Here is a 12,742-nt window from a genome sequence, read left to right on the forward strand (position 1 = left end):
CGCGGCGGTCAGTCCTCGCCCAGCGCGAACGCGCAGAGCGCCTTGCCGAACGCGTCGGGGTTGTCGGTCATGACGGAGTGGCTGGCGCGCGCGACGACGGCGAGCTTCGCGTTCGCGATGCGCTCCTCCATCGCGTCCGCGACGTCGGGCGCGAGGATGTCGGAGGCCGCGCCGCGCACGACGAGCACGGGGCACGGCACCGTCTCGCACGCCTTCCACAGGCGCTCGGTGAGCTCGCGATCGCGTCGCGCGAGCTCGTCGGCGTCGAGGTTCGCGCGTCCGAAGTCGCGCAGCTTCGGGTCCATCACGAGCTCGAAGCGGCCGTCGTCGCGCGCGCGCAGGCCGTGCTTCGCCATGCGACGGATCGCGCTCGACGTCGCCGCGACGTACTGGTGGGCGAGCATCGTCTCGTACTCCGCGACGCTCGCGAAGGTCGGGCTCGGGTGCGCCTCCGCGTCCATGCGGATGCGCACCTGGCCGCGCGGATCGTGCTCGGGCCCGGTGTCGACGACGACGAGCCCCGCGAGCTTCTCCGGGTGGCGGCCGGCGAACAGCAGCGAGACGCGGCCGCCGAGCGAGTGCCCGCACAGCACGAAGCGCTCCCAGCCCATGTGCGCGACGACGGCTTCGAGGTCGCGCAGGTGGTCGTCCCAGTCGTAGGCCCCGGACGGGTGCCAGTCCGACGCGCCGTGGCCGCGCCAGTCGAGCGCGTGCACGGCGTAATGGGGCGCGAGCGCGGGCACGAAGTCGTCCCAGATGTGTGCTTCGTTGCCGAAGCCGTGCACGAACAGGAGCGGAACGCCGTCCGTGCTCCACGCGAGCATGCGCAGGGAGAGCCCGTCCGCGCCGGGCACGCGAAGGCTCGCGGGCTCGCGCGCACTGTCGTCCGAGGTCGGCTGGGCATCGCTCATGCCGCGCATCCTATCACCGCGCGCACGCGGCTAGCGTCCGCGACCGCGCGCACGCGGCTAGCGTCCGCGACCGCGCGCACGCTGCTAGCGTCCGCGCGATGACGATGCCGCCGCCGGTCGCCCGCACGCTGGAGGTGCTCGCCGCGCTCGAGCCGGAGGCGATCGAGGCGCTCGCCGTGCTCGCGCGCATCCCGAGCGTGTCGGCGCCCGGCTTCGATCCGGCCGCGGTGCGGCGCAGCGCGGAGGCGGTGCGCGCGCTGCTGCTCGAGTGCGGGCTCGAGCGCGCCGACGTCGTCGATCTCGACGGCGCACCCGACGCCCATCCGTACGTCGTCGGCGAGTGGCGGGGAGCCGGTGCCGACGCTCCGACCCTGCTGCTCTACGCCCACCACGACGTCCAGCCGCCCGGGCGCGCCTCGCACTGGGCGACCCCGCCCTTCGAGCCGACGGTGCGCGCGGACGGCCGGCTCTACGGGCGCGGCGTCGTCGACGACAAGGCGGGCGTCGTCGTGTTCGCGTTCGCGATCCGCGCCTGGCTCGACGCGACGGGCGCGCTGCCGGTCAACGTGAAGGTGATCGTCGAGGGGGAGGAGGAGGTCGGCTCCGGCCATCTCGCGCGCTTCCTCGCGCAGCACCGCGCGCGGCTCGCGGCCGACGTCATCGTGCTCTCCGACACGGCGAACCTCGAGGCCGGGCTGCCGTCGATCACGACGAGCCTGCGCGGCCTCGTGAACGTCGACGTCGAGGTGCGCGCGCTCGACCACCCGCTGCACAGCGGGATGTGGGGCGGGCCGGTGCCGGACGCGCCCACCGCGCTGGCGCGCATCCTCGCGCGGCTCGTCGACGACGCGGGCGAGATCGCGCTTCCCGCGCTCGCCGCCGACGCGCCCGGACTAACGAGCGAGGAGCGCGACGCGCTCGCGCGGCTCCCGTTCGACGAAGCGGCGTTCCGGGCCGATGCCGGGCTCGTCGACGGCGCGCGACTCGCCGGCGCGTCGGGTGCCGAGGTGTACGAGCGCCTCTGGCGCCGCCCGTCGATCGCCGTCACCGCACTCGAGGCCGCGCCGCTCGCCGGGGCCTCGAACCAGCTCGTGGCCGAGGCGCGCGCGCGCGTCGGGCTGCGCCTGGCGCCGGGGCAGGATCCGGAGCGCGCGGCGCGCGCGCTCGCCGCGGCGCTCGCGGCCGACCCGCCGCGCGGCGTCTCGGTGCGCACGACGGTCGAGTCGTGCGCGGGCGGCTGGAGCACGCGGCCCGTCGGGCCCGCGTTCGAGGCGGCCGCGCGCGCGCTCGAGGCGGGCTACGGGTGCGCCCCGGTGTTCATCGGATGCGGCGGCTCGATCCCGTTCGTCGGCCCGTTCGCCGAGGTGCTCGGCGGTGTGCCCGCGCTGCTGCTCGGGCTCGAGGATCCGGTCTGCAACGCGCACGGCGAGAACGAGAGCCTGCACCTCGCGGACTTCGCGAAGGCGACGCGCGCGGCCGCGCACCTGTTGTGGGAGCTGCGCGACGTTCCGCGCGCGCGTTGACCTCGATCCGCGTCGGCGCATCGCGCCGTCGCGCTGCGGCCCGTCGCCGTGTCGGCGCGGCAGCGCGTCGCTCGGGTGAACACCGGCGAACGCGTCGGACTCCTGCGCTAGATTGCGCCCCGTTTCCCGACGCCCTCCGAAGTCCGGCGCCACGCGGCCGCTCCAGCGGGCCGCCGCGCGCCCGATGAGAGGCCGTCGAGGCCGGACGAGCGCGACGTCGTCGCGGCCGGAATCCGATCGCCAGAGGAGGACGCGATGTCCATCGAGACCACTCCCGCGCTCGTGCAGGGCGCCTACGACCGACTCGCCCGCAACCTCGACGTCGTGCGCGAGCGTCTCGGTCGCCCGCTCACCTATGCCGAGAAGGTCTTGCTAGGCCACCTCGCCGACGCGAAGGAGCAGGAGCTCGTCGCGGGCGAGAGCTACCTGCTGCTGCGCCCCGACCGCGTCGCCATGCAGGACGCCACCGCGCAGATGGCGCTGCTCCAGTTCATGCAGGCCGGTCGCGACGCGACGGCCGTGCCGACGACCGTGCACTGCGACCACCTGATCCAGGCGCACCGCGGCGTCGACGCCGACATGGAGACGGCCAACGTCACGAACCGCGAGGTCTACGACTTCCTGCGCACGTGCTCGGCGCGCTACGGCATCGGCTTCTGGGGCCCGGGCGCCGGCATCATCCACCAGGTCGTGCTCGAGAACTATGCGTTCCCGGGCGGCATGATGATCGGAACCGATTCGCACACGCCCAACGCGGGCGGCCTCGGCATGTTCGCGTGCGGCGTCGGCGGCGCCGACGCGGTCGACGTGATGGCGGACTTCCCGTGGGAGGTGCTCTACCCGCGCCTCGTCGGCGTCCACCTGACCGGGAAGATGAACGGCTGGACGTCGCCGAAGGACGTGATCCTCGCGGTGCTCGGAAAGCTCACCGTGAAGGGCGGCACGAACCGCGTGGTCGAGTACTTCGGCCCGGGCGCCGCGTCGATCAGCTGCACGGGCAAGGGAACGATCACGAACATGGGCGCCGAGCTCGGCGCGACGACGTCGATCTTCGCCTACGACGAGCGCATGGCGACCTATCTCAAGGCGACGCGCCGCGAGGCGATCGCCGACCTCGCCAACCAGCACGCGAAGCTCCTCACGGCCGACCCCGAGGTCGAGGCGAGCCCCGGCCGCTTCTTCGACGAGGTGATCGAGATCGACCTCTCGAAGCTCGAGCCGCACGTCGTCGGGCCGCACACGCCCGACCTCGCGCGCACGGTCTCGCAGCTCGGCGCCGACGCGAAGGCGAACGGCTACCCGCTCGAGCTCCACCACTGCCTGATCGGGAGCTGCACGAATTCGTCCTACGAGGACATGTCGCGTGCGGCGGACGTGGCCGAGCAGGCCGCGAAGCGCGGCGCGAAGGCGAAGTCCACCTTCTGGGTCTCGCCCGGCAGCGAGCAGATCCACCAGACGATCCGGCGCGACGGACAGATGGAGACGCTGCAGTCGGTCGGCGCGATCGTGCTCGCGAACGCGTGCGGGCCCTGCATCGGGCAGTGGCAGCGCGACGACCTCGTCCCCGGCCAGCAGACGTCGATCCTCACGTCGTTCAACCGCAACTTCAAGAAGCGCGCGGACGGCTCGGCCGACACGAACGCGTTCATCGGCTCGCCCGAGATCGTGACGGCCTACGCCCTCGCCGGCCGGCTCGACTTCAACCCGCTGACCGACGAGATCGAGGCGCCCGACGGGACGCGCTTCAAGCTCGACGCGCCGGCGCCCGCGCCCGAGGTGCCGACCAACGGCTTCCAGTTCTCGCGCGCCGGGTACGTCGAGCCGCCGGCGAACCCGACGAAGGTCGAGATCGAGGTGGCGCCGGACAGCAAGCGGCTGCAGCTGCTCGCGCCCTTCGACGCGTGGGACGGGCGCGACTACGAGAAGCTCCCGCTGCTGCTCAAGGCGAAGGGCAAGTGCACGACCGACCACATCTCGCCCGCCGGCCCGTGGCTCCGCTTCCGCGGCCACCTCGACAACATCAGCGACAACATGTTCAGCGGCGCGATCAACGCGTTCACCGACGAGGCGGGAAGCGGCATCGACCAGCTCTCGGGCGAGCGCGGGCTCGAGTTCTCGAAGGTCGCGCGCCACTACAAGGCGGAGGGGCTCCGCTGGGTCGCCGTGGGCGACGAGAACTACGGCGAGGGGAGCTCGCGCGAGCACGCGGCGATGTCGCCGCGCCACCTCGGCGCGGCCGCCGTCATCGTGCGGAGCTTCGCCCGCATCCACCAGAGCAACCTGAAGAAGCAGGGCGTCCTGCCGCTCACGTTCGTCGACCCGGCGGACTACGACGACGTGCAGGAGATGGATCGCGTGTCGATCCACGGCCTCGCCGACCTCGCCCCGGAGCGCCACCTGCGCGTGACGCTGCACCACGCCGACGGCTCCGAGGACGCGTTCGAGGTGGCGCACACGCTCAACGCCGAGCAGATCGAGTGGTTCAAGGCGGGGGCGGCGCTCAACCTGCTGCGACAGGCCGACGGGGCCTAGCGACCGGGGCCGCGGCGGCGCCGCGCGCGCGGGTGCTCGCGCGCGCGGTTCCGCGTTAGCGTGTCGGGCGTGCCGGACCTGTTCGTCGCCATCGTGAACCCCGAGAGCGGCAGCGGGCGCGGCGCGCGCCGCTGGCCGGTGATCGAGGGGAAGCTGCGCGAGGCGCTCGCCGCGCGCGGCGAGCTCGAGGTCGTCGCGACGCGCGGGCCGCGCGACGCGACGCGCGCTGCTCGCGAGGCCGCGCTCGGCGGCGCCGTCGCCGTGCTCGCCGCCGGTGGCGACGGCACGCTCTCCGAGGTGGTCGCGGGCGTGCTCGCCGCGGGAGCGGCCGAGACCGTCGCCCTGGGCCTCGTTCCGCTCGGGACGGGTGGCGACTATCCGCGCACGCTCGGCATCACCGACGCGGAGCACGCGGTCGACGTGATCGCGCGCGGCAACGAGCGGCGCGTCGACGCGGGGCGCGTCGAGTACGTCGACGACGAGGGGCGCGCGCGCGAAGGCTGGTTCGCGAACGAGGCGAGCCTCGGCCTGTCGGCCGAGGTCGCGCACCGCGTGAGCCGCGCGAGCAAGCGCCTCGGCGGCGTCGCGGCCTTCGCGCAGGCCGCCGTGCGCACGATCGCGGCCTTCCGGCCCGCGGCCGTGCGCGTGCGGGTCGACGAAGCGGTCGTGCACGAGGGCGACGCCACGCTCGTCGCCATCGCGAACGGACGTTATTTCGGCGGTGCGATGCGCATCGCGCCGGACGCGCGGCTCGACGACGGCGCCTTCGACGTCGTCGTCGGCGGCGAGCTCGGCAAGGCCGAGCTCGTCGCGCGTCTGCTGCCGTCGATCTACACCGGTCGGCACGTCGAGCACCCGGGTGTCGCGGTCGTGCGCGGAAGGCGCGTCGCAGTCGAGGCGCTGCGCGGGCCGGTCCGCCTCGAAGCGGACGGCGAGACGCTCGGTGCGACGCCCCTCCGCGCCGAGGTCCTGCCGGGTGCACTGCGCTTCCTCGCCCCGGAACCCCGCCGCCGGCCGTCGCCGTGAGCGAGCCGTCGCTCTTCGACGAGGTCCGCCGCGCCGCCGCGCGCGTCGCGCGCGAGGCGCGGCAGGTCCGCATCGACGACGCCGCGCTCGAGCGCTTCGCCGACGCGCTCGCGGCCGATGCCGCGGGGCTCGTCGCGCCCGCGCTCGACCCCGCGCACCATTTCCTCGGCGACGACGCGACGACCGCGGCGTTCGTCTTCGCGATCGACGCGATCAACTTCGGCTCGGGCTGGTTCCCGCTGCTCGCGAAGCGCGACGGCCTGTCCGGCTATCTCACGATCGCGTCCGCGCTGCGCGAGCGCTTCGAGCGGGCGGGCGCGTTCTCGGCGCGCGAGCTGCGCGCGCTCGGCGCCGAGGACGTCGGCGCGATGCTGGGCCAGCTCGCGCGCGACGGCGCCCACCCCGACGCGATGGAGCTGATGGCGCTCTACGCGCGCGCGCTCCGCGACCTCGGCGAGTGGCTCGACCGCCACTTCGCGGGCAGTGCGCTCGCGGCGGTCGAGGAGGCGGACGGGTGCGCCGAGTCGCTCGTGCGGCGGCTCGCCGCGATGCCGCTCTACCGCGACGTCTCGCGCTACGCGGGCCGCGATGGTGCGAGCTTCGACGTTCCGCTCTACAAGCGCGCGCAGATCACGGTGTCGGACCTCGCCGCCGCGTTCGACGGGCGCGGGCCGGGCGCGTTCCGCGACCTCGACGCGCTCACCATGTTCGCGGACAACCTCGTTCCGCACGTGCTGCGCTGCCGCGGCGTGCTCGCCTACGACGCGGCCCTCGCGCGGCGCATCGACGCGGGCGACCTGCTCGAGGCGGGCGCGGGCGAGGAGGTCGAGATCCGCGCGGTCGGGCTGCACGCCGTCGAAGGGCTCGTCGCCGCGCTCCGCGCGCGCGGCGTCGTGGCGACCGCACGCGCGCTCGACGGGCGGCTGTGGACGAGCGGACAGGATCCGGCGATCAAGGCGCGCCCGCGACACCGCGCGCGCTCGGTCTACTACTGATGCGCGCGCGCGGCCCTCGCACGGCCACGCTCGCCGGGAGGCTAGGCGTGGACGGAACGCTCCTCGGGATGGTCGTCGTGCTCGCGGCGCTCGTCGCGATCGCGTGGGCGCGAGGCGGGCGCGAGCTCGTCGACGAGGGGCTCGGCGGCGGCGCCGCGCTGCTCGCGCGCTATGCACTGCTCTTCGCGGTCGCGTTCCTCGTCGCGGGGCTCGCGGAGAAGCTCGTCCCGCACGCGTGGGTGCGCCGCGCGCTCGGCGAGGGCTCGGGCTGGCGCGGCCTCCTGCTCGCGACGAGTGCCGGCATCCTCACGCCGTCGGGCCCGTTCATCTCGTTCCCGCTCGCGAAGGCGCTGCTCGGCGCGGGTGCGAGCCCGGCCGCGGTCGTCACCTACGTCGCCGCGTGGATGCTGCTCGCGGCGCACCGCTTCTTCATCTGGGAGCTGCCGTTCCTCGGGACGCGGATGGCGCTCGTGCGCTGGGGTGTGTGCCTCGCGCTCCCGCCGCTCGCCGGGCTCGCGACGCGCGCTGCCCTCGGCGCTCGTTAGGCCGGCGCGGGCAGGCGTCGTCAGTCGTGCGCGCGCGCGTCCTCGCGCGCGCGCTCCACGAGAAGGAAGGCGATCCGATCGCCGATGCGGAGCAGGGCGGGCCGGAGCGCGTCCTCGAGGTCGGGCGGCGCGGCCCCGGTCTCGTCGCCCTCCGCGGCCGCCGCGAGCGCGCGCCGCTGCACGTCCTTCGCGCGCTCGATCTGCGCCCGGAAGAAGGCGCGCGTCGTCGCCTCCGGCGGAGGGGCGATTCCGCGCTCGCGCGCGGCGCGCGCGACCGAGGCGACGCCGGCGTCGAGCACGCGCGCCTCGCGCGCCGCGTCCTCGACGGGCGCGCCCGTGGCCCGCTTCGCCGCGGCGACGAGCGGCATCAGCGCGAGGCGCTCCTCGACGGCCGCGTCGAGCGCGGCGGCGACGGTCGCCGTGCGCGGCCACGACGCGCGCGCGTCGAGCTCGGCGTCGGCGCGCGCGGGCGCGCCGAAGTGGCGGCGTCGCAGCCGGTCGAGCGTGCCGTCGCGCTCGCGCGCGAGCAGCCACGCGTCGAGCTCGCGAGCGAGCTCCGGGCGCTCGGCGCGCACGAGATAGGCTTTGTCGTCGCGCGTGAACGGACCGAGCGCGACGAGCCCGTTCGCGCGCGCGAGCCAGCGCGGCGCTTCGAGCGTGTCGGAGACGACGGCGTCGGCGCGGCCGGCCAGGAGCTCGTCGAGTACGCGATCGTTGGGCGAGACGGCGATGACGCGCGCGCGCGCGAAGCGCGCGCGCGTCACGCGCTCGAGGTGCCCGCCGCGATTCACCGCGACCGTCGCTGCGCGCGCGAGTGCGTCGTCCGCGTCGCGGAACGCGCCGGCGCGCGCGATGACCACCGCGCCCGTGCGCGCGACCGGGACCGTGAAGCGCCCGACGAGCGAGCGCTCGGGGCGGACGGTCACGCCGCTCATCGCGACGTCGAAGCGCCCCGCGGCGAGCTCGCGTTCGAGGTCGCTCCACCGGAACGGGACGAGCACGAGCGCGCGACCGGCCGCGGAGGCCGCGAAGGCGCGCGCGACGTCGAGGTCGAAGCCCTCGTCCGGACCGTCTTCGCCTCCGCCGCCGCGTTCGCGCGCGCGCGCGCTGACCGGCGCGTAGTCGACGCTCGTACCGACGCGCAGTGGCTCGCGCGCCGCGCTCGCGGCGTCGCGCGCGCGCTCCGCCGCGCCTTCCACCGCGCCGTCGCGCGCGGCGTCCCGCGCGCACGCGGCCAGGAGCGCCGCGAGCAGCGCGGCGATCAGCGCGGCGGCGAGCGACGTGGCGGCGAGCGACGTGGCGGCGCGCTGCCCGGCGAAGCGCCGCGCGCGGCGCGAGCGCGCCGCGCGCGTGAGGCGCCCGCTCGCGGGCGGGACGGCGTGGAGCGACGCGCGCGGCATGCCCGGCGAATTCTATCGACGACGGCGCAAGTTCCCGGCCTGTCGCGCGAAATTGCCGCGTCCGCCCGTCTCGCCTATGTTCCCGCGCCCACTGCCCCAGGCGTGGAGCCGCGCCGCCTCGGCAGCCCGCTTCCGTCGCAGTGATCCGGTTCCACCTCCATCGCCCGCGAGGAGCGCCCATGCTGCATATGGACGAAATCGAATCCGGACTCCTCGTGACGCACCGCAACACGGGGCTCCGCTACAGCGTCGTCGACATCGGCGAGGAAGAGGTGCTGCTCTCGCCCGAGCAGGCCGACCTCCAGGACCTCGAGGTCCCGATCCAGCTCTTCCGCGAGGAGTTCGTGTCGACCGATCGCTACCGCGGGCCGCGCGGCGCGCGCCGCTCGGGCGGGCGCGGCAAGCGCACGGGCGGGTCGTCGCAGCCGGCCGTGCCGACGGGCCCGAAGTGCCGCGGCAAGGTCAAGAAGATGGTGCGCGACCGCGGCTTCGGGTTCATCCGCGGCGACGACGGCAAGGAGGTGTTCTTCCACCGCTCCGGCCTGAACGCCGCCGAGTACGACAACCTGAGCGAGGGCGACGCCGTCGAGTACGTGGTCCAGGAAGGGCCGCGCGGCGCGCGCGCCGAGAACGTGAAGCCGGCGGCGGTCGCTGCGGGCTAGTCGCTGCGCGCGCGGCCCGGCGCGCGCTCACCCCTCGTAGCGATGCACGATCGGGAGGCGTCGGCCCGAGCCGAACGCCTTGCGCGACGTGCGCAGGACGAGCGGCGTCTGGCGCCGCTTGTACTCGTTGCGGTCGAGCCGCCGCACGATCGCGCGCGCCGCCTCCGCCGTCGCGCCCGGCGGCGCGACGATGGACTCGCGCCCGAGCTCGCCCTCGATCGCCTGTGCGAGCACGGCGTCGAGCACGTCGTACGGCGGGAGGTCGTCGGTGTCGAGCTGGTTCGGTGCGAGCTCGGCGGAGGGCGGCTTCTCGATCGATCCCTTCGGAATCCGCGGCGCGGCGCGGTTCGCGTGGTGCGCGAGCGCGTAGACGTCGCGCTTGTAGACGTCGCCGAGCACGGCGATGCCGCCGACCGTGTCGCCGTAGAGCGTGCAGTAGCCGACCGACAGCTCGCTCTTGTTGCCGGTCGCGAGCACGAGCCGGCTCTCCTCGTTCGACACGGCCATGAGCGTCGCGCCGCGGATGCGCGACTGGATGTTCTGCTGCGTGAGCCCGTAGTCGGCGCGCTCGCCGAAGAGCTGCGCGAAGAGCAGACGGTAGGCGTCGAAGACGGGCGTGATGTCGACCGTGCGCACCTCGATGCCGAGCAGCCGCCCGAGCTCGTGCGCGTCCGCGATGCTGTGCTCCGACGAGAACGGCCCGGGCATCGCGATGCCGAGCACGCGCTCCGGCCCGAGCGCGAGCGCCGCGAGGTGCGCGGTGACCGCGGAGTCGATGCCGCCCGACAGGCCGATCACCGCGCCGGGCGGGAGCTTCTGCTTCTCGAAGTAGTCGCGGATGCCGAGCACGAGCCCGGACTCGAGCTGCTCGACGCCGCTCGGGTCGGCGACCTCGGCGAGCGGCGTGCCCGCTCCCTCGCCCGGAACGTCGACGACCGCGAACGCGGGCTCGAAGAGCGGGAGCTGCGCGCGCACCTGGCCCTGCGCGTCGACGACGAACGAGCCGCCGTCGAAGACGAGCTCGTCGTTGCCGCCGACCTGGTTCGCGAAGACGATCGCGAGGCCGCAGCGCTGCGCGAGCCGCGCGAGCATCGCGCGCCGCTCGGCCGGCTTGCCGACGTGCCACGGCGAGGCCGACGGGTTGAGCACGATGCGCGCGCCGCCCCACTGCAGCTCGGAGACGGGGTCGACGTCGTACTCCATCTCCTCGGCCCAGCTGTCCTCGCAGATCGCGACGCCGAGCGTCGTGTCGCTCGCGGGCAGGCGGAACGGCTCGCGGACCGAGGCGGGCTCGAAGTAGCGCTTCTCGTCGAAGACGTCGTAGGTCGGGAGCAGCGTCTTCGCGCGCACGGCGACGATCTCGCCGCGCGCCAGCACGACGGCCGCGTTCCACAGCGCGTCGAACGGCTCGTCGGCGCCCGCCCGTCGACCGCCGGACGCGGGGATCACCGCGCCGAGCGCGATCGCGACGCGCTGCGACGCGGGCCGCAGCGCGTCGAGCTGCGCGAGCTGGTCGCGCACGAAGCCGCGGCGCTCGAGGAGGTCCATCGGCGGGTAGCCGGTGAGCACGAGCTCGGGCAGCACGACGAGCTCGGCACCCGCGTCGGCCGCGCGCGCGGCGGCGTCCTCGACGAGCGCGCGGTTGCCGGCGAGGTCGCCGACGATCGGGTTCACCTGGGCGATCGCGATTCGCATGGCGCCGGAGAGTAGGCGGCGGCCGCGGGGAGCGCCCGATGCCGCGCGGGCGTCGGCGCCCGCGTTGCTACGCTGCGCGGCCGATGGAAGTCGTCGGTCCCGCCTCCTGCTACTACGTCTCGCAGCGTCTCCGCCTCCACTACGTCGACTGGGGGAACGCGAAGGCGCCGCCGCTTCTGCTCGTGCACGGCGGGCGCGACCACGCGCGCAGTTGGGACCGCGTCGCACTCGCACTGCGCGATCGCTACCACGTCGTCGCGCCCGACCTGCGCGGACACGGCGACAGCGCCTGGGCCGTCGGGAGCAACTACGCGATCCACGAGTTCGTCTACGACCTCGCGCAGCTCGTCGACGTCGTGGCGCCCGACGGCGGCCCGGTGACGGCGGTCGGTCACTCGTTCGGCGGCGCCATCCTCACGACCTACGCAGCGAGCTTTCCCGACCGGTTCGCGAAGCTCGTGAACGCGGAGGGCTTCGGGCCGCCCCCCGGCCTCGCCGACCGCATGGCGTCGACGCCGATGCACGAGCAGATGCGCACGTGGATCGAGCAGATGCGCGGCCTCGCGGCGCGCGCGCCGCGTCGCTATGCGTCGATCGAGGACGCCGCGAAGCGCATGGAGCAGGAGAACCCGTCGCTCTCGGAGGCGCAGGCCGAGCACCTCACGGTGCACGGAGTCGCGCGCAACGAGGACGGGACCTACAGCTGGAAGTTCGACAACTACTTCCGCTCGTTCCCGCCGCGCGCGTGGTCGCCGAACGCGATCGTCGAGCTGTGGGCACGGGTCACCTGCCCGACGCTGCTCGTGCGCGGGAGCGACAGCTGGGCGGCGCGGCCCGACGCCGACCCGCGCTTCCGCGCCTTCCCGAACGCGCGCAGCGTCGAGGTCGCCGGCGCCGGCCACTGGGTGCACCACGACGCATTCGACGGCTTCGTCGCGGCGGTCGAGGACTTCCTCGCCGAGTGAGGCGCGCGGCGCGTCGCGTTCAGGGGAAGTAGACGAGCACGGCGTCGACGATGCACGCCGGGCGTCGTCCGCCCTCCACCTCGAAGACGCAGTGGATGGTCGTGCGCGCACCGCCGTTCGGCAGCATGCGCACGTTCGTGATCTCCATCGTGACGCGCAGGCGCGCTCCGGCCGGCACGGGCTCCTGCAGCTTCATGCGCTCGATGCCCGAGTTCACCGCCATCGAGCAGCCCTCGACGAGGAAGAGCTGGTCCATGAGCGGAGGTGCGAGCGCGAGCGTCAGGTAGCCGTGCGCGATCGTGCCGCCGAACGGCGACTGCGTGCGCGCGCGATCGGGGTCGGTGTGGATCCACTGGTGGTCGCCGGTCGCGGCGGCGAAGGCGTCGATGCGCTCCTGGCTCACCGTGACCCACTCGCACGGGCCCATCGGCTTGCCGACGAAGTCCTTCAGCGCGGCGACGCTCGGGATGCGGATCGGATCGGGCATG

The 12,742-nt window shown here is 74.5% G+C and carries 11 protein-coding genes; 7 read left to right on the top strand and 4 right to left on the bottom strand.

The window, feature by feature from the left end:
- Positions 1–8: 8 nt before the first annotated feature.
- The gene (locus R3E88_00530) at positions 9–911 is read right to left on the bottom strand and encodes an alpha/beta hydrolase (GenBank protein MEZ4214936.1); all 903 of its coding nucleotides are present in this window, start codon (positions 909–911) and stop codon (positions 9–11) included.
- 98 nt (positions 912–1,009) lie between these two features.
- Between R3E88_00530 and R3E88_00535 the strand changes: the two genes are divergently transcribed.
- The 5 genes from R3E88_00535 to R3E88_00555 all read left to right on the top strand — a co-directional run bounded on the left by R3E88_00535 (position 1,010) and on the right by R3E88_00555 (position 7,532).
- Positions 1,010–2,434 (top strand): M20/M25/M40 family metallo-hydrolase, encoded by a 1,425-nt coding sequence (locus R3E88_00535; GenBank protein MEZ4214937.1) that lies wholly within the window; start codon positions 1,010–1,012, stop codon positions 2,432–2,434.
- A 255-nt stretch (positions 2,435–2,689) separates the two neighbouring features.
- Positions 2,690–4,966 (top strand): aconitate hydratase, encoded by a 2,277-nt coding sequence (locus tag R3E88_00540; protein MEZ4214938.1) that lies wholly within the window; start codon positions 2,690–2,692, stop codon positions 4,964–4,966.
- Positions 4,967–5,035: 69 nt separating this feature from the next.
- Positions 5,036–5,992, top strand: a complete 957-nt coding sequence (locus R3E88_00545; GenBank protein MEZ4214939.1) for a diacylglycerol kinase family lipid kinase — start codon at positions 5,036–5,038, stop codon at positions 5,990–5,992.
- Entirely contained in the window at positions 5,989–6,987 is a 999-nt protein-coding gene (locus tag R3E88_00550; protein ID MEZ4214940.1) for a queuosine salvage family protein, read from the top strand. Before R3E88_00545 ends, R3E88_00550 begins: the two co-directional genes overlap by 4 nt.
- A gap of 47 nt (positions 6,988–7,034) precedes the next feature.
- The gene (locus tag R3E88_00555; protein MEZ4214941.1) at positions 7,035–7,532 is read left to right on the top strand and encodes a hypothetical protein; all 498 of its coding nucleotides are present in this window, start codon (positions 7,035–7,037) and stop codon (positions 7,530–7,532) included.
- 20 nt (positions 7,533–7,552) lie between these two features.
- Here R3E88_00555 and R3E88_00560 read toward each other — a convergent pair whose 3' ends face one another.
- Positions 7,553–8,932 carry a transporter substrate-binding domain-containing protein gene (locus R3E88_00560; GenBank protein ID MEZ4214942.1) on the bottom strand — a complete coding sequence of 460 codons (1,380 nt, stop codon included), beginning with the start codon at positions 8,930–8,932 and terminating at the stop codon, positions 7,553–7,555.
- 179 nt (positions 8,933–9,111) lie between these two features.
- On the opposite strand from R3E88_00560, the gene R3E88_00565 reads away from it, so the two are divergent.
- On the top strand, positions 9,112–9,594 hold the full coding sequence (locus tag R3E88_00565; GenBank protein MEZ4214943.1) for a cold shock domain-containing protein: 483 nt from the start codon (positions 9,112–9,114) through the stop codon (positions 9,592–9,594).
- A gap of 27 nt (positions 9,595–9,621) precedes the next feature.
- On the opposite strand, the gene R3E88_00570 is transcribed toward R3E88_00565, so the two are convergent.
- Positions 9,622–11,289 carry an NAD+ synthase gene (locus R3E88_00570; protein ID MEZ4214944.1) on the bottom strand — a complete coding sequence of 556 codons (1,668 nt, stop codon included), beginning with the start codon at positions 11,287–11,289 and terminating at the stop codon, positions 9,622–9,624.
- Between the two features lie 83 nt (positions 11,290–11,372).
- On the opposite strand from R3E88_00570, the gene R3E88_00575 reads away from it, so the two are divergent.
- Positions 11,373–12,254 carry an alpha/beta hydrolase gene (locus R3E88_00575; GenBank protein MEZ4214945.1) on the top strand — a complete coding sequence of 294 codons (882 nt, stop codon included), beginning with the start codon at positions 11,373–11,375 and terminating at the stop codon, positions 12,252–12,254.
- A gap of 19 nt (positions 12,255–12,273) precedes the next feature.
- Here R3E88_00575 and R3E88_00580 read toward each other — a convergent pair whose 3' ends face one another.
- Entirely contained in the window at positions 12,274–12,741 is a 468-nt protein-coding gene (locus tag R3E88_00580; protein ID MEZ4214946.1) for a MaoC family dehydratase, read from the bottom strand.
- Between the last annotated feature and the right edge of the window lies 1 nt (position 12,742).

The organism is Myxococcota bacterium (assembly GCA_041389495.1).
In the GTDB taxonomy this organism is placed as follows: domain Bacteria; phylum Myxococcota_A; class UBA9160; order UBA9160; family UBA4427; genus JAWKRT01.